Genomic DNA, 16,954 nt, shown 5'->3' on the forward strand with positions numbered 1-16,954 from the left:
ACGTGGTCCGGATGCCTGCCGACCGCCCCGCCACGCTGGCCGCGTGGCTGCGCACCCGCAGCGACGCCCAGCTCGGGGCGCTGCTGGCCGCGCGGCCCGACGTGGCCCGGCCCGCGCCCTCCGACGTCGTCGCGCTGGCCAGCCGGCTGGCGGTGCCCGTGTCGGTGGACCGCGCCCTCGACGACCTCGACGCCGCCACCCTGCAGGTGCTCGACGTCGTGCTGCTCGCCCCCACCGACGGCGTGGAGGCCGCCGACGTCGTCGCGGCGCTGCCCGGGCTGCCCGAGGACGTCGTCGACGCGGCGATCGAGCGGCTGACCACCCGGGCGCTGCTGTGGGGCGACGAGGTCCTCCATGCCCCCGACCAGGTGCGCCGCGCCGTCCGGCACCCCGCGGGCCTCGGCCGCCGGGCCGTGGAGCTGCGGGTGACCCTGCCCGTCGACCTGGCCGCCGTCGTCGGCGGGCTGGCCCCCGCCGAGCGCGAGGTGCTCGAGCGGCTGGCCGGCGACCGCCCGGTCGGGCACCTGCCCGAGACCGGCGGCGGCGCCGCCTCCCCCGCCCGGCGGCTGCTGCAGGCCGGGCTGCTGGCCCGCATCGACGCGCTCAACGTCGAGCTGCCGCGCGAGATCGGCCTGCTGCTGCGCGGGCAGCTCCCCTACGGCCCGCCACGGCTGCGCCCGGAGCCGGCCGCCGTGGAGCGGGACCCGGCCGCGGTCGACCGGCAGGCCGCCGGGGCGGCGCTGGAGGCGGTCGGGCGGGTCGGCGAGCTGCTGGCGGTGCTCGAGGAGGAGCCGGCCGGGCTGCTGCGCAGCGGCGGGGTCGCCGTCCGCGACCGCAAGCGGCTGGCCAAGGCGCTGTCGGTGTCCGAGGGCGACGCGGGGTGGCTGCTGGAGCTGGCCTTCGCCGCGGGGCTGCTCGATGTCGGCGGGCCGCACCGCGACGAGTGGCTGCCCACCCGCGGCTACGACCTGTGGCGCGAGCAGCCGCTGCCCGACCGGTGGGCGGCGCTGGTCGCGGGCTGGCTGGACAGCACCCGGCTGCCCTCGCTGGTCGGGTCGCGGGACATGGCCGGCAAGGCGGTCAACGCGCTGTCGCCGGACCTGGTCCGGCACACCGCCCCGGCGATCCGCCGCTCCGCGCTGGCCGCGCTGCTGGACGCCCCGCCCGGCCGCGGGCTGGCGCCCGACGACCTCGTCGCGCTGCTGCGCTGGCGGACCCCCCGGCGCGCCGACCGGCTCGCGCCGGTGCCGGACATGCTCGCCGAGGCCGCGCGGCTTGGCGTCCTGGTGGGCGGGGTGCTGTCCACCGGCGGGCGCGGCCTGCTGACCCGAGGCGAGGAGGGCGCCGCCGACGGGGTGCAGGGACTGCTGCCCGAGCCGGTCGACCACGTCCTCGCCCAGCCCGACCTCACCCTCGTCGCGCCCGGCCCGCTGGTGTCAGACCTCGCCGACACCCTCGCCGTCGTCGCCGACGTCGAGTCCTCCGGCGGGGCGACGGTGTTCCGGGTGTCGGAGTCCTCGGTGCGCCGGGCGCTGGACGCCGGGTGGTCGGCCACCGACCTGCACGAGTTCTTCGCCCGCGCCTCGCGGACGCCGGTGCCGCAGGCGCTGCGGTACCTGGTCGACGACGTCGCGCGCCAGCACGGCCGGCTGCGGGTCGGCGCCATCGAGTGCTACGTCCGCTCCGACGACCACGGGCTGCTGTCCCAGGTGCTCGGCGACCGGCGGACCGCGGTTGCCGAGCTGCGCCGGCTGGCCCCGGGCGTGCTGGTCAGCGGGCTGGGCGCCGACGAGGTGCTCACCGTGCTGCGGCAGGCCGGGTACGCGCCGGCCGGCGAGTCGCCGGGCGGTGCGGTGCTGACCCGCCCGCCGGCCCGGCCCCGCGCCGCCGGCCGCCGTCCCGGGCCGCCGCCGTCGGCCGCCGGGCGCCCGCTGACGCCGGCCGAGGCGGAGGCGACCGTCCGGGAGATCCGGGCCGGCGACGCCGCGCTCGCCGCCCGGCCCACCGCGCCGATCCGGCAGGTCCCCGGGGTGACCACCGCGGGCACGCTGGAGCTGCTATCCCGCGCCATCCGCGACGGCGCCCCGGTGTGGCTGGGCTACGTCGACGCCCAGGGCAGCGGCAGCCAGCGCGTGGTGCAGCCGGTGTCACTGGCCGGTGGTTTCCTCCAGGGGTGGGACGAGCGCCGGCAGGAGAACCGCACCTTCGCGGTGCACCGGATCACCTCGGTCGCGCTGGTCGAGGAGGAAGCCCCGGCCGCCGGCAGCGGTTGACCTGACAGACGCCCACCCGCCGAGGAGAGGCCACCCATACCCGTGAACGACGGACCCCTCATCGTCCAGTCGGACAAGACGCTGCTGCTCGAGGTCGACCACCCGGCGGCCCGCGAGTGCCGCGCGGCGATCGCCCCGTTCGCCGAGCTCGAGCGCTCGCCCGAGCACGTGCACACCTACCGGGTCACCCCGCTGGCGCTGTGGAACGCCCGCGCCGCCGGGCACGACGCCGAGCAGGTCGTCGACGCGCTGGTGCGCTACTCGCGCTACCCGGTACCGCACGCGCTGCTGGTCGACGTCGCCGACACGATGGACCGCTTCGGCCGGCTGACGCTGGTCAACGACCCGGTGCACGGGCTGGTGCTCACCACCACCGACCGCGCCGTCCTCGAGGAGGTCGTCCGCTCCAAGCGGGTGGCGCCCATGCTCGGGGCGCGGATCGACCCCGACACGATCGTGGTGCACCCCTCCGAGCGCGGCCGGCTCAAGCAGGCGCTGCTCAAGGTGAGCTGGCCGGCCGAGGACCTCGCCGGCTACGTCGACGGGCAGGCGCACCCGATCGAGCTGGCGCAGGACGGCTGGCACCTGCGCGACTACCAGCAGGAGGCCGTCGACGGGTTCTGGGCCGGCGGCTCGGGCGTCGTCGTCCTCCCCTGCGGGGCGGGCAAGACGCTGGTCGGCGCCGCGGCGATGGCCCAGGCCCGGGCGACCACGCTGATCCTGGTGACCAACACCGTCTCCGGGCGGCAGTGGAAGCGCGAGCTGCTGGCGCGGACCACGCTGACCGAGGACGAGATCGGCGAGTACTCGGGTGAGCGCAAGGAGATCCGCCCGGTCACCATCGCGACCTACCAGGTGATGACCACCCGCCGGAAGGGCGAGTACCGGCACCTGGACCTGTTCGACGCCCAGGACTGGGGCCTCATCGTCTACGACGAGGTGCACCTGCTGCCGGCGCCGATCTTCCGGCTCACCGCCGACCTGCAGTCCCGCCGCCGGCTCGGGCTGACCGCGACGCTGGTGCGCGAGGACGGGCGGGAGGACGACGTCTTCTCGCTCATCGGGCCCAAGCGCTACGACGCGCCGTGGAAGGACATCGAGTCGCAGGGCTACATCGCCCCGGCCGAGTGCATCGAGGTGCGCGTCGGTCTCGACGACGAGGAGCGGATGACCTACGCGGTCGCCGAGCCCGAGGAGCGGTACCGGATCGCGGCGACGGCGTCGTCGAAGCTGCCGGTGATCCGCCGGGTGCTCGACCGGCACCCCGACGAGCAGAAGCTGGTCATCGGCGCCTACCTCGACCAGCTCGAGGAGCTCGGGCGGGCGCTGGACGCCCCGGTGATCCAGGGGTCGACCACCAACCGCGAGCGGGAGAAGCTCTTCGACGCGTTCCGCGCCGGGGAGGTCAAGACGCTCGTCGTCTCGAAGGTCGCCAACTTCTCCATCGACCTGCCCGAGGCCGCGGTCGCCGTCCAGGTGTCGGGGACGTTCGGGTCGCGGCAGGAGGAGGCGCAGCGGCTCGGCCGGGTGCTGCGGCCGAAGGCCGACGGCCGGCAGGCGCACTTCTACACGGTGGTCAGCCGCGACACCCTCGACGCCGAGTACGCCGCCCACCGCCAGCGCTTCCTCGCCGAGCAGGGCTACGCGTACACGATCGTCGACGCCGCCGACCTGGCCGGCCCGGGCGAGGTCAACGGCCCCGACTGGGTTGACGAGCCCGCCGACTGAAACCCTCTCCGCGGCCCCTGGTCCCCGTGACCGGGGGGCCGCGACCGTCTCCTGACCCGGCAGCCCGGGCAGGATGACCGCGTGGAGGGCCTGACCTCCTGAGGGTGGTGGCCGTTCTCACCACCCGGGACGGGCGGGGTGTGCGACGGTGGAGGCGGGTCCGCAGCGGACCCCCGGACGAGCAGCGCCGTACCCGGACAGCGACAAGACGGCGTCCTCGGGAGTCGTCGTGTCCTGGTTCGTCCTCGTCCTGTCCGGTGCCCTCGAGGCGGTGTGGGCCACGGCCCTCGGCCGCACGGAGGGCTTCACCCGGCTGGCGCCGACGGTCGTGTTCGTCCTCGGCCTGGTCGGCAGCATGCTGGGGCTCGCCTGGGCGATGCGCACCCAGCCCGTCGGGACGGCGTACGCGGTCTGGGTGGGCATCGGCGCGGCCCTGACCGCCGGCTACGCCATGGTGTCGGGCGAGGAGCCGCTGTCGGCGCTGCGCGTGCTGCTCCTGCTCGGCATCGTCGGCTGCGTGATCGGGCTCAAGCTCACGCACTGAGCCCCGCCCTCCGACAGAGGACGCCGGGATGCCTCGTCAGGGCCGGTTGTTGCGGCGGCGGATGGTGATGATCCCCGCGACGACCAGCAGCAACGGGAGGATCACGCCCCACATGAGCCAGCCGTTCATCGGTCGCCCCCATCGGTCGTCCGTGAGCGCGATGCCGCCCCTGTCGCACCTGCTCCCGACCGTCAGCCTGCAGTAGACCTCCGCGCGCGGGCGTCACCCCACGAGGACGAGGAGTGCGCGCACCGAAGCCGGAACCTGAGGGGTCCCGGCTCAGTAGGGCGGTGGGGTGGTCGTCGCGGTGAGCCCGGTGGGGGTGGTGAGGGTGAGGGTGCCGTCGGCGGCGAGGTGGTGTCGCCAGCCGGGGGCCTGGTGCTTGCCGCGGTGGTGGCCGGCGCAGTAGCCGGCCAGGTTGTGCGCGGCGGTGGGTCCGGCCGGCCAGGGGATGGCGTGGTCGAGGTGGCCGGTGCGGCGGCGGCAGCCGGGGAACCGGCACCGCCGGTCCCGGGCCCGGGCGTGCCGGTCGAGCGCCGTGGCGGGGTGGTAGCCGGCGGTCGGGCCGGGGACGCGCAGGCCGGTGCCGGTCCTGTCGGCGCGGTGCAGGGCCGGTAGGTCGGTGAGGGTGAGCAGCGCGCCGGTGAGGGCGTCGGTGAGGACCAGGCGGGGCCGGTCGGTGAGCCCGCCGCCGGCGGTGCGCCGCAGCAGCCCGGCCAGCGCCTCCCGGGCCTGCTGGTCTGCGGCGGCGAGGGCGGTCAGCGCATCCGGTGCGGCGGTGATCCGCCCGGCGGGGCTGCCGCGCCAGGCGGTCTCGTCGGCGGTGTCGGCGCGCTCGGCGGTGGCCACCATCCGGGCGGCACGGCCCAGTGCCCGCTGCGCAGCCAGGAGCGCGGTGCCGGCGTCGTCGACGGCGCGGTCGGCGCGCGCCCACCAGCCCGCGGGCACGGTCGTCCCCGGTGGGGAGTCGGTCGGCCGAGGCCCTGAGTCGTCGGGCGGTGCGGGTTCGTCCGGCGGTGGTTGCAGGCCGGGTGGTGGTTCCTCGTCGACGGGGCAGGACACCGGCCGGTCGTCGAACTCCCCGGCCAGCACCCGGGCCTCCATCCGGTCCCACCACGCGGACAGCTCGTCGGCCTCGGCCTCGTAGTGGGCGATGTCGGCGGCGGTGAGATCCAGCAGCGGCCAGTCCTCGGCACCGGCGGCGGCGATGTCGACCCGTGCGGTGTCGACCGGGCCGGCCGAGGACGTGCTGCCTGTCGAGTTGTCGATTCCGGCGCCCTCGCTCGGGGCAGCGGGCTCGGGAGTCTCGGGCTCGGGGGTCTCCGGCTCAGTGAGGGCGGCCAGCAGGGCGCGGACCATCTCCGCCGGCACCACCTGTCCGTCGATCTCGCACGGCTGATCCCCACCCAGCAGCGCCCCCACCGGGGCGACCACGTCCAGGCGCACCTGCACCGGCGGCAGACCGGTCCCCCCGGGGCGCAGCACCAGGTCGAGCAGGCAGTCGGCCATCTTCTGCCCCCGGGTGCGGCCGTCGCCGGGCAGCGCATCCGCGTACGCGCCCAGCGCCTTCACCAGCGCCGCCGCCTCCGGCGTGGTCAGCAGCGCACCCACCACGCTCCTCCCGTCCACCCGGTCCGGCCGGGCGGACACCCCGCGCTCGCGCACCGCCCTGGCCAGCCGGTCGGCGGCCGCGCGGGCGCCGCGCTCGAGCACCTCCCGGTGCGCCTCGTCGCCCAGCTGCGCCGGCGTGGTCACCCGCCCCGCCGCCCACGCGAGCAGGTCGGCCTCCAGCGCGGCGCGCACCGTGTCGTCGGCGATCGGGGCGACCTGGTCCAGCAGCGGCCACAGGTGCCCGAGGTGCAGCATCCCCGCCTCCAGCGCCGCCAGCGTGGCCGGCAGCCGGTGCACCAGGGTCAGCGACCGCTCCAGCAGCGCGTGCGCCGCCTCCGCGGACAACGACAGCGCCACCGCCAGCTCCCGCGTCGCCCACGCGCTCACCGGCCGCAGCACCTCCGGCCGCGCCGCCCACCGCTCCGCCGACATCGCCCCCGGCGCACCCTGCGGACGGTCGGCCGAGGCCGGCCGGGTCGCCGCGAACGCCGCCACCGCCCGCGCCCGCAGCGCCGTCGGCCGGGCGATCTCCCGGTCCGCGGCCTGCACCGCCCCCAGCGGCCCGGACGACACCCAGACCGGCGGCGCCACCGGCACCGGAACGGTCAGCACGTCGTCCACGAGGTCGAACATACGGCCGACCACTGACAGAAACAGGCGACTGAGCAGCACGTTCGCCACGAGGCCGGGCCCAGGGACACGCCTCATCCGGAGGCAGGCGGTCCGCGACGCGACGGGTTGCCACGCCGGGCGCAGCGGGCACCGCCGCCGCTCAGGGCAGCCCGGGCAGCAGCTCGTCCAGGGCCACCGAAAGGTGCCGCACCCGGACGCCGGTCGCGTGGAAGACCGCGTCGACCACTGCGGGGACGGATGGGGCCGGCGGGACGCGCCGGACCGGTCCGTTCCCGATGTGAGGCCTGCCACGCCGGACCGGCGGGCGGGGACGAAACCGCAGGTCAGGCGCGTGTGGCGGACCGCATATACGACGGCTGCGGGCGGGCGCGCGGGAGGTGGCCGGTCGGGCGTGTCCGGCGTGCGCCAGGCAGGATGGGCCGCGAGATGGCGAGTGCAGCACGGGCGGGGGCGGTCGCCCCGCAGACGACCAGCCGACCGCTCCGGGCCTGGCAGCAGGCGGCGCTCGAGCGCTACGAGGAGACCTCCCCCAAGGACTTCCTGGTCACCGCGACCCCCGGCGCCGGCAAGACCACCTTCGCGCTGACGCTGGCCTCGCGGCTGCTGCAGCGGCGCGAGGTGGCCCGCGTGATCGTGGTCTGCCCGACCGACCACCTGCGGATGCAGTGGGCCGACGCCGCCGACCGGATGGGCATCGTGCTCGACCCGGGCCTGACCAACGCCGTCGGCCCGGTGCGCGCCGGCACCCAGGGCTACGTGACGACGTACGCGCAGGTCGCAGGCAAGCCGATGCTGCACGCCGCGCGCGCCACAGCGGTGAAGACGCTGGTGATCCTCGACGAGGTGCACCATGCCGGCGACGGCCTGTCGTGGGGCGAGGCGATCGAGGAGGCCTACGGCTTCGCCGCCCGCCGGCTGTGCCTGACCGGGACGCCGTTCCGCACCAAGCCCGACGAGCGGATCCCCTTCGTGCGCTACGAGGAGGACGGCTTCGAGGGCGACGCCGGGGAGGCCGGCGCCGGGCTGGTCAGCCGCGCCGATTACACCTACGGCTACAAGGAGGCGCTGGCCGACAACGTCGTCCGCCCGGTCGTCTTCGCCGCCTACACCGGCACCTCGCGCTGGCGGAACTCGGCCGGCGAGGTCGTGGCCGCGTCGCTGTCGGAGGCCGGCACCCGCTCGGTGGAGATGGCCGCCTGGCGCACCGCGCTGGACCCCAAGGGCCAGTGGGTGCCGCACGTGGTCGCCGCGATGGACGACCGGATCACCCAGCTGCGCGAGCACGGCGGCATGCCCGACGCCGCGGGGCTGATCCTCGCCAGCGACCAGGACGACGCCCGCGCCTACGCCCGCATCGTCAAGCGGATCACCGGCAAGGCGCCCGAGCTGATCCTGTCCGACGACCCCAAGGCGTCGAAGAAGATCGAGCGCTTCTCGACCGGGTCCGCGCGGATCGCCGTCTGCGTGCGCATGATCTCCGAGGGCGTCGACGTCCCGCGCGCCGCCGTCCTGGCGTGGATGACCTCCTACCGGACGCCGCTGTTCTTCGCCCAGGCCGTCGGCCGCGTCGTCCGCTCCCGGGCGTCGCACGAGACGGCGACGGTGTTCCTCCCCGCGGTGCGGCCGCTGCTCTCCCTGGCCGCGTCCATGGAGAAGGAACGCAACCACGTCATGCCGCCGCCGAAGGCGAAGGACCCCGAGGCGCTCGACCTCGACCCGCTGCCGCCCAAGGAGCGCGAGGCGGTCGGCCTCAAGCAGTGGGAGGCGCTGGAGGCCGAGGCCCGGTTCGCGCACGTGCTGCACGGCGGGACGGCGCACACCGGCGAGGGCTCCGGCGCGGTCGCCGTCGCGCCGGAGGACGAGGAGTTCCTCGGCATCCCCGGCCTGCTCACCGCCGAGCAGACGGCGTCGCTGCTGGCCAAGCGCGACGACGAGCTGCGGCTGCGTATCGCCCAGCGGGTGCACGAGGAGGACACCGGCGAGCTGCCGATCGTCGAGGACCACCCCGACGAGGACGACGCCGGCCGCGGCTGGCGGGACGTCGCCGAGCTGCGGCGGGAGATCAACCGCCTGGTCAGCCGGGTGTCGGCGAAGACGTCGACCCCGCACGCGGTCGTGCACACGCAGCTGCGCCAGCACGTGCCCGGCCCGCCGTCGGCCTCGGCGCCGGTCGAGGTCCTCCGCGCCCGCCGCGAGCGCCTCCGCACGATGCTCTGAGCCGGTCCCGCCCGCGATCATGGCGCCGTGACCACGACACGCCGTCGCCCGATGGTCAGCGCGCCATGATCGCCGGGGACGCCGGTCAGCCCGTGGGCAGCAGGCCCCTCGCGGCGGCCAGGGCGACGGCCTCGGTGCGGCTGCCGGCGCCGAGCTTGGCCAGGATGTTGCTCACGTGCACGCTGGCGGTCTTCTCGCTGATGTAGAGCTCGCTGCCGATCTGCCGGTTGGTGCGGCCGCGGGCGAGCAGGGCCAGCACCTCGGTCTCGCGCGGGGTGAACACCGCCGCGGTATCCACCACCCGCCCGGCGCCGGGCAGCTCCAGCCGCGCCCGGCGGGCCAGCGCGGTGACCGCGGCCAGCAGCGGCGCGGCGCCCAGCTCGCGCGCGGTCCGGGCGGCGGCGGAGAGCGGCTCCAGCGCGGCCCCGCGGTCGCCGACGGCGACCAGCGCCTCGGCCAGCCGCCACCGGCTGCGGGCCTGCTCGTACACGTGCCCGTAGCCGAACGCCTCGACGGCGGCCGCCCACAGCTCCGGCGCCGGGCACCCGGCCAGCCGCGCGGCCTCGGCCTCCACCCGCGCGGTCCACGCCGCCGCCTCGACGCCGTGCGGGCCGATCAGGCGGGCGTGCGCCTCCACCGCGGAGCGCGCGATCTCCACCAGCGACCCCCCCGCGGCCGTCCACTCCCGCTCCGCGGCGGCGTCCCCGGTCAGGCGGGCCGTGGCCGCCGCGTCGCCGACCGGCGCCAGCGCGGTCGCGGCGAGCCGGACGACGGCCAGCCGGTCGTCGCCCCACAGCCCGGTCAGCGTCTCCGTGGCCGACCGCGCGGTGGCCAGGGCGGTGGCCGGGTCGCCGGCCCACGCGGCGAGGTCGACCTCCGCGCCGGCGGTGGCCAGGAGCAGCAGCACGTGCGCGTCGAGCCGGCCGACGAGGCCGCGCGCCCAGGCGATCCGCTCCGCGGCGGCCGGGTCGCCGCGGCCGACCTGCACGAGCAGCCCGGCCGCCCGCACGTGCGCGGCCATCTCGGGCACCCGGGCCAGCCGGTCGGCCAGCGCCAGGCTGCCGTCCCAGTCGCCGACGACGTACCGCGAGACGACCCCGAGGTGGCGCAGCTCCGCGGCGTAGAACGACCACTCGACGCCGAGCTCCGCGGCCCGCGCCAGCGCGGTGTCGCTCCACCGCAGCGTCTCGCCCGAGCAGCCGGCCTCGTAGGCGACGATCGCCAGGTTGAACAGCACCCGCATCTCGACGTCGGGGTCCCCCGACCGGCGGGCGCGGGCCAGCGCCTCCTCCAGCCGCGCGGGCAGCTCCTCCCCGCCGCGTGAGCGGGCCAGCGACACGGCGACGTCGGCCCACGCGCCGTCGAGCCCGAGCGCGTCGGCCGCGGCCAGCGCCTCCTCGGCGGCGGCGTCGCCCTCGGTGCGGCGGCCCACGTCGTAGCAGACGCGGGCGTGCGTGGCCGCGGCCCAGGTGCGCACCGGCGAGGGCGGCTCAGCCGGCACCAGCGCCATCGCCGCCGTGCTCTCGCGCAGCGCGGCGGCCTGGTCCTCGATGCGGCCCAGCGCCTGCGCCAGCGTCGAGTGCACCCGCGCGCGCAGCTGCCGGTCGCCGTCCGGGCCGAGCAGGTCCTGCGCCGAGCGCAGCAGCGCCACCGCCCGGTGCAGCTCACCGCCGCGGCGGGCGGCGGCCGCGGTGTCCAGCAGCAGCTCCGCCTGCGACCGCCCGGCCCGCGCCGCCGCGTCGGGTACCGCCCGCCACAGCGCGAGCACCGCCTCCAGGTGCTGCAGCTGCTCGGCCGGGGCGGCCAGCCGCCGCGCCTCGTCGGCGGCGTCCAGGGAGGCCGACAGGGCGCCGGCCAGGTCGTTGCTCTCCCGCAGGTGGTGCGCCCGCTCGGCCGCGGTGCCCGCCCCCGGGACGCCGGCCAGGTGCGCGGCGACCGCGGCGTGCAGCCGGACCCGCTCACCGGGCAGCAGGTCGGCCAGCACGGCCTCGCGCACCAGGGCGTGCCGGAACCGGTAGGCGCCGTCGGGGTCGACGACGAGCAGGTGCGAGTGCACCGCCTCGGCCAGCGCCGCCTCCAGGTCGGCCGGCGCCAGCCCGCCCACCGCCGCCACGAGCTCGTGCCGCACCCGCCGGCCGGCGACCGCGGCCACCCGCAGCACCTGCTGCCCGGCCGGGGTCAGCTGCTCCACCCGGGCGAGCAGCACGTCGGTGAGCAGCAGCGGCAGCGACTCCCCCGCGAGCCCCGCGGCGAGCAGCTCCTCGGCGTAGAAGGCGTTGCCCTCCGCGCGGGCGACGACGTCGTCGACGGTGCGGTCGGGCACGCCCGCGGCCAGCCCGCGCACGAGCTGCTCGACGTCGGCGTCGGGCAGCGGGCCGAGGTCCAGCCGCTCGACGCCGGGCAGCCGGACCAGCTCGGCGAGCAGCGGCCGCAGGGGGTGGCGGCGGTGCAGGTCGTCGGAGCGGTAGGAGGCGACGACGGCGACCGGCTCGCCGGTCAGCCGGGCCAGCAGGTAGCGGACCAGGTCGCGGCTGGAGCGGTCGGCCCAGTGCAGGTCCTCGAGCACCACCAGCAGCGGGGTGTCGGCGGCGAGCCCGGACAGCGCGGTGGCGACCGCCTCGAACAGCTGCAGCCGGCCGTCGTCGACCGGCGGGCGCAGCGCGCGGACCGGGCTGCCCAGGTCGGCCGCCTCGGGCTCGCGCGCGGCGGCCGAGCGGGCGGCGAACAGCGCGGCGGCCCCGTCGCCGAGCTCGTCGGCGACGGGGCGCAGCAGGTCGACGAAGGGCAGGTAGGGCAGGCCGACCTCGCCGAGGTCGACGCAGTGGCCGGTGAGCACCCGCAGGCCACGGGCGGCCGCGCGACCCGTCAGCTCGTCGAGCAGGCGGGACTTGCCGACGCCGGCGTCCCCGGCCACCAGCACGGCCGCGCCGCGGCCGGCGACCGCCCGGTCGACGGCGGACAGCAGGGTGGCCAGCTCCGCCGTCCGCCCCACCAGGGGCCGCTCGTCCCACCGCGCCACGTCGACGATCGTGGCACGGGCCGCCGACGGGACCGCCGTCAGCGTGGCCACGCTCAGCGGGACCGCCGCGACCGCCACGGCCCGCGGCGGGTGCGGGTGCCGCGGCCGAGCTCCCGCAGCACCTCGCGGCGGTAGGCGAGCTCGGCCTCGAGTCCGGGGTTGGGGTAGATGGTCACGATGGGCTCCTCGGGTCGGTGTCCGGTGGGGACGGCGACCACGGTCGTGCTGAGGCGGCGGCACGGGCATCGGGCGACCGGGCAGTCCTCGCCTCCCCCCGGCGTCTGAGGCCCCTCAGACGCACCCGGCGCGCGCCTGAGGGGCCGGGCGGCGAGGCTGGGCGCATGGCCGACCTCCGCCCGACCGTCTTCGTCCTGTACGGCGCCACCGGCGACCTGGCCGCGCGCATGGTGCTGCCGGCCTTCGACGTCCTGCAGCGCCGCGGGCTGCTCCCGCCGGACTGGCGGATCGTCGGCAGCGGCCGCGGCGAGCGCTCCGACGACGAGTTCCGCGACCTGGTCCGGGACGCCCTGGCCGAGCACGGCGACGGGGAGCCCGCCGAGGGGCTGCCCGAGCGGCTGCGCTTCGCCGGCGGCGGCTTCGCCCCGGACGACCCCGGGCAGCTGCCCGACGCCGTGGCCCGCGCCCGCGAGGAGCTCGGCGACGACGCGCAGCTCGTGCACTACCTCGCCGTCCCGCCCGAGGCGTTCGGCGGCATCACCCGGGCCCTGGCCGCCCATGGCCTCGCCGACGGCGCGCGCGTCGTCTACGAGAAGCCCTACGGCACCTCCCCCGACGGGTTCCGCGAGCTCGACGAGCTGGTGCACGCGGTGCTCGACGAGGAGCAGGTCTTCCGCATCGACCACTTCCTGGGCAAGGAGGCCACCCAGGACCTGCACGTGCTGCGCTTCGCCAACGGGCTGTTCTCCTCGGTGTGGAGCCGCGAGCACGTGGCGCAGGTGCAGGTCGACGTCCCCGAGACCCTCGACGTCGCCGACCGCGCCGAGTTCTACGACGCCACCGGCGCCACCCTCGACATGCTGGTCACCCACCTGTTCCAGGTGGCCGCCGAGGTGGCGACGGAGCCGCCGGCGTCGCTGGCGCCGGGCGACCTGCAGGAGGCCCGCGACGCGGTGCTCGCGGCGTTCCGGCCGCTGACCCGCGACGACGTCGTCCTCGGGCAGTTCACCGGCTACCGGGACCTCGACGACGTCGCCGACGACAGCGGCACCGACACCTTCGTCGCGGCGCGGCTGTGGATCGACACCGACCGCTGGCAAGACGTCCCGTTCCTGCTGCGCACCGGCAAGCGGATGGCCGAGGACCAGCAGCGGGTGACGCTGGTGCTGCGCCGGCCCGACGGCCCGGTGGGCGCGGTGCCCGGCGGCGGGAACACCGTCTCGCTGTCGCTGTCGGGCGCCGGCGCGCTGGACCTCGGGCTGGTGGCCAAGCGCCCGGGGCCGGAGCTGGAGCTGGCGGTGGCGGAGTCCTCGCTGGACCTGGGCGCGGTGCCCGAGGGCGAGCCGCTGCCGCCCTACGCCACGCTGCTGTACGACGTCCTGGTCGGCGACCGGTCGCTGTTCACCACCAGCGGCGGGCTGGCGCGGGCGTGGCGGGCGGTCGCGCCGGTCCTCGCGGACCGGCCGGAGGTGCACCCCTACGAGCCGGGCTCCTGGGGGCCCGCGCAGGCGGCGGCGCTGGCCGACCCGTGCGGCTGGGTGCTGGGGAGCTGAGGGGATGGGGTCCGGACCGGGCTCTGGTCGCCTCGCGGCGAGAAGCACGACGCGGCTCCAGACCCCCGGCCGAGGCCGGGGCGGTGGTCCGCGAAGGCGGTATCCAATTGGCACCCGGGGACACAGATCGCCCGGTCCGGACATCCCCGACGGTACCCCGCTCCGGGCCGCGCCACGCGCGGATCAGCCGAATCCGCGGGAGTCCTGCTTGAGCGCCGTGTCGACGGTCAGCGCCGAGGCCAGCACCAGGCTCGCCAGCGGCTCGGGCAGCCGGGCGTGCACCCGCACGACGTAGCGGTCGGCGGTGGTGAACAGCGTGCGCGCCAGGCCCTCCCACGTCTTGGTGATGCGGGCGACCTCGTTCCCGAGCGAGTCGGTGATCGAGAAGTCCCAGGCGCGCCAGTTCTCCGCCTGGATCGCGCCGGCGAGCTGACCGCCCACCACCAGGTCGAAGCGGATCCGGCCGAACACGTTGGCCTGGACGATCTCCCCCACCGGCGCGCCCTCGGGCGTCTCGACGACGACCCGCGACCTGACCAGCTTCGCCGGGCGGGTGAGCACGAGGACCGGCCCGTACGCGTCGCGCACCTCGAGGCGGTGGGTGAGGTACTGGTCGAGGCTGCTCATGAAGCGGACGACCTTCTTGGCCGCCGACTGCCCGACCTCGACCACCGCGCCGACCTGCGTGCCGTTGCTGTCGAGGACGGCGTACTCGTTGGTGAGCTCGACGAGCTTGGTCTTCTGGTTGACCAGCAGCACCGGCTGGTCGTGCAGGACCGAGCGGCGCGGCTGGGCGCTGTACTGCTGCTGACCGCCGTACGGCTGCTGGACCGGCTGGACCGACTGCTGGACCGGTGCGGGGGTGGGCTGGGGCACGGGCTGCGGGGCCGCCTGCTGGACGTGCTCGGTCCAGGTCCGGCCGTCCCACCAGCGGAAACCGCCGCTGCCGGCGGGGTCGGGATACCAGCCGGGCGGCGGCAGGGGCTGTGTCACGGCGGCGACGGTAACCGCCGCGGCTGTGCGCGCGTGCCAGACTCCCGAGCCGTGTCCGACCTGAGCCGTGCCGAGGCCGCCGTCCTGGACGCCGTCGACGAGGCCGCCGCCGTCGACCTGCTGTGCCGCCTGGTCGCCGTCCCCTCCGTGGGCGGCACCGCGGCCGAGAGCGAGGCGCAGGCCCTGGTCGCCGGCGAGCTCGACGCGCTGGGCTGCGACGTCGACCGCTGGGCGATCGACCTCGCGGCGGCCGCCACCGCACCGGACGCGCCCGGCCAGGAGGTCGAGCGCGACGAGGCGTGGGGCGTCGTCGGCACCCTGCCCGGCGTCGACGGCGGCGATCCGGCGCTGGTGCTGTGCGGTCACACCGACGTCGTCCCGACCGGCGACCGCGCGCTGTGGGCCGGCGACCCGTTCACCCCGCGGCGGGACGGCGGCGCGGTGCACGGCCGCGGCGCCTGCGACATGAAGGGCGGGCTGGTCTCGGCCCTCGCCGCGCTGGCCGCGATCCGCGCCGCGGGCGTGCGCCTGTGCCGGCCGGTGGCGCTGCACAGCGTCGTCGGCGAGGAGGACGGCGGCCTGGGCGCGTGGGCCACCCTGGCCCGCGGGCACCGCGGCGACGCCTGCGTCATCCCCGAGCCCACCGCCGGCGCCGTCGTCACCGCCGCCGCCGGGGCGCTGACCTTCCGGCTGGAGGTGACCGGCCTGGCCGCGCACGCCGCGGTGCGCGACCGCGGGGTGAGCGCGGTCGAGCTGTTCGGGGAGCTGCACGCGGACCTGCGCGCGTTCGAGGGCGCCCGGCAGCGCGACGTCGACCCGCGCTTCACCGGCGAGCGGTACCCCTTCGGGCTGTCGATCGGCACGGTGCGCGCCGGCGACTGGTCCTCGAGCGTGCCGGACCGGCTGGTGGCCGAGGGCCGCTACGGCGTGCGGCTCGGCGAACCGGTCGAGGTCGCCCGCGCGGCGTTCGAGGAGCGGGTGGCGGCGTTCTGCGCCGGGCACCGGTGGCTGGCCGCGCACCCGGTGCGGGTGACCTGGACCGGCGGCGCCTTCGCCAGCGGGCAGCTGCCGCCGGGGCACGAGCTGCTCGGCGAGGTCCGCGGCGCGGTGGTCGACGCCGGCGGGGCGCCGCCGCCCGAGCGGGCCGTGCCGGCCGGCACCGACCTGCGGCTGTACGCGGCCGCGGGCGTCCCCGCGCTGCACCTGGGCCCGGGCGACCTGCACCTGGCGCACGGCCCGGCCGAGCGGGTCCCGGTGGCCGACGTGACCGCCGTCGCCCGCGCGCTGGCGCTGCTCACCCTGCGCCGCTGCGGGGTCGCGTGATCGGCTTCGAGGAGTTCGCCACGCTGACCGGCGACTCCCCCACCGCGCGCACGGAGTGGGCCGCCGTCGTCGCCGCGTGGAGCGAACCGCACCGCCGCTACCACGACCTCCACCACCTGGCCGCCGTCCTCGGGCTGGTCGACGCACTGGGCGCGGCCGCCGACGACCCGGCCGCCGTCGCGCTGGCCGCCTGGTACCACGACGTCGTCTACGACCCCACCCGCGGCGACAACGAGCAGGCCAGCGCCGAGCGCGCGCGGGCGGGCCTGACCGGCCTGGTCCCGGCGGCGCGGGTGGACGAGGTGGTCCGGCTGGTGCTGCTGACCGCCGGCCACGACGCGGCCGACGGCGACGCGAACGGCGCCGTGCTCTGCGACGCCGACCTCGCCGTCCTCGCCGGGCCGCCCGGGGCGTACGCCGCCTACGCGTCGGCCGTCCGCGAGGAGTACGGGCACCTGTCCGACGAGGTGTTCACCGCCGGGCGGATCGCCGTCCTGGAGTCGCTGCTGGCGCTGCCGGCGCTCTACCGGCTGCCGGGGACGCGGGAGTGGGAGCCGCGGGCGCGGGCCAACCTGGCCGCCGAGCTCACCCTGCTGCGCGGTCGCGCTTCCTGACCCGCAGCCCCGCGGCCGTCAGCCGGGCGAGCAGCTCGCGCGCCCCGACCGGCTCGGCGCCGGCAGCCACCGCGACGTCGTAGAGGTCCTCCGGGACGTCGTAGTGGTCCCCCTGGAACGCCCGGCGCGGGATGCCGAGCTCGGCGGCGACGAAGGCGTGCAGCTCGTCGTGCGACACGTCGCTGACCAGGTGCGACCAGCGGCGCCCCCGCCACGGCCAGACGGGACTGTCGATCAGCACGGCCACGGGGTGCAGTCTGCCCGGCGAC

13 protein-coding genes and 1 riboswitch are annotated in these 16,954 nt (G+C 77.1%); of the genes, 7 read left to right on the forward strand and 6 right to left on the reverse strand.

The window, feature by feature from the left end; translation table 11 throughout:
• Positions 1-11 precede the first annotated feature (11 nt).
• The 3 genes from ACI8AA_RS09735 to ACI8AA_RS09745 all read left to right on the forward strand — a co-directional run bounded on the left by ACI8AA_RS09735 (position 12) and on the right by ACI8AA_RS09745 (position 4,545).
• The gene (locus ACI8AA_RS09735) at positions 12-2,273 is read left to right on the forward strand and encodes a helicase-associated domain-containing protein (protein WP_457044266.1); all 2,262 of its coding nucleotides are present in this window, start codon (positions 12-14) and stop codon (positions 2,271-2,273) included.
• A gap of 42 nt (positions 2,274-2,315) precedes the next feature.
• The gene (locus ACI8AA_RS09740) at positions 2,316-4,001 is read left to right on the forward strand and encodes a DNA repair helicase XPB (protein WP_457044267.1); all 1,686 of its coding nucleotides are present in this window, start codon (positions 2,316-2,318) and stop codon (positions 3,999-4,001) included.
• 153 nt (positions 4,002-4,154) lie between these two features.
• Positions 4,155-4,219: riboswitch (guanidine-III (ykkC-III) riboswitch) on the forward strand.
• Positions 4,220-4,230: 11 nt separating this feature from the next.
• On the forward strand, positions 4,231-4,545 hold the full coding sequence (locus ACI8AA_RS09745) for a DMT family transporter (RefSeq protein WP_457044268.1): 315 nt from the start codon (positions 4,231-4,233) through the stop codon (positions 4,543-4,545).
• Positions 4,546-4,581: 36 nt separating this feature from the next.
• Here ACI8AA_RS09745 and ACI8AA_RS09750 read toward each other — a convergent pair whose 3' ends face one another.
• Together ACI8AA_RS09750 and ACI8AA_RS09755 are read right to left on the reverse strand one after the other, a co-directional pair.
• Positions 4,582-4,674 carry an LPXTG cell wall anchor domain-containing protein gene (locus ACI8AA_RS09750; RefSeq protein ID WP_456928067.1) on the reverse strand — a complete coding sequence of 31 codons (93 nt, stop codon included), beginning with the start codon at positions 4,672-4,674 and terminating at the stop codon, positions 4,582-4,584.
• Positions 4,675-4,824: 150 nt separating this feature from the next.
• A complete protein-coding gene (locus ACI8AA_RS09755) occupies positions 4,825-6,777 on the reverse strand; it encodes a DUF222 domain-containing protein (protein WP_457044269.1) in 1,953 nt (650 codons plus the stop codon).
• Between the two features lie 438 nt (positions 6,778-7,215).
• On the opposite strand from ACI8AA_RS09755, the gene ACI8AA_RS09760 reads away from it, so the two are divergent.
• Positions 7,216-9,006, forward strand: a complete 1,791-nt coding sequence (locus ACI8AA_RS09760; RefSeq protein WP_457044270.1) for a DEAD/DEAH box helicase — start codon at positions 7,216-7,218, stop codon at positions 9,004-9,006.
• 85 nt (positions 9,007-9,091) lie between these two features.
• Here the strand turns inward: ACI8AA_RS09760 and ACI8AA_RS09765 are convergent, their stop codons facing one another.
• Both ACI8AA_RS09765 and ACI8AA_RS09770 read right to left on the reverse strand, forming a co-directional pair.
• Entirely contained in the window at positions 9,092-12,076 is a 2,985-nt protein-coding gene (locus tag ACI8AA_RS09765; RefSeq protein ID WP_457044271.1) for a helix-turn-helix transcriptional regulator, read from the reverse strand.
• 2 nt (positions 12,077-12,078) lie between these two features.
• Positions 12,079-12,201: a hypothetical protein gene (locus ACI8AA_RS09770; protein WP_387988025.1), complete on the reverse strand. Its 123-nt coding sequence runs from the start codon at positions 12,199-12,201 to the stop codon at positions 12,079-12,081.
• 165 nt (positions 12,202-12,366) lie between these two features.
• On the opposite strand from ACI8AA_RS09770, the gene ACI8AA_RS09775 reads away from it, so the two are divergent.
• On the forward strand, positions 12,367-13,755 hold the full coding sequence (locus tag ACI8AA_RS09775; RefSeq protein WP_457044272.1) for a glucose-6-phosphate dehydrogenase: 1,389 nt from the start codon (positions 12,367-12,369) through the stop codon (positions 13,753-13,755).
• 183 nt (positions 13,756-13,938) lie between these two features.
• On the opposite strand, the gene ACI8AA_RS09780 is transcribed toward ACI8AA_RS09775, so the two are convergent.
• Positions 13,939-14,748, reverse strand: coding sequence for a phospholipid scramblase-related protein (locus ACI8AA_RS09780; protein WP_457044273.1), 810 nt, complete (start codon positions 14,746-14,748; stop codon positions 13,939-13,941).
• A gap of 51 nt (positions 14,749-14,799) precedes the next feature.
• Here ACI8AA_RS09780 and ACI8AA_RS09785 point away from each other — a divergent pair, with 51 nt between their 5' ends.
• Together ACI8AA_RS09785 and ACI8AA_RS09790 are read left to right on the forward strand one after the other, a co-directional pair.
• Complete coding sequence (locus tag ACI8AA_RS09785) at positions 14,800-16,071, forward strand: ArgE/DapE family deacylase (RefSeq protein WP_457044274.1); 1,272 nt, start codon at positions 14,800-14,802, stop codon at positions 16,069-16,071.
• Positions 16,068-16,685: an HD domain-containing protein gene (locus ACI8AA_RS09790; protein ID WP_457044275.1), complete on the forward strand. Its 618-nt coding sequence runs from the start codon at positions 16,068-16,070 to the stop codon at positions 16,683-16,685. Before ACI8AA_RS09785 ends, ACI8AA_RS09790 begins: the two co-directional genes overlap by 4 nt.
• Here the strand turns inward: ACI8AA_RS09790 and ACI8AA_RS09795 are convergent.
• Positions 16,657-16,932: a DUF4031 domain-containing protein gene (locus ACI8AA_RS09795; RefSeq protein ID WP_387988030.1), complete on the reverse strand. Its 276-nt coding sequence runs from the start codon at positions 16,930-16,932 to the stop codon at positions 16,657-16,659. The genes ACI8AA_RS09790 and ACI8AA_RS09795 overlap by 29 nt on opposite strands.
• Between the last annotated feature and the right edge of the window lie 22 nt (positions 16,933-16,954).

The organism is Geodermatophilus sp. SYSU D01180 (assembly GCF_054050415.1).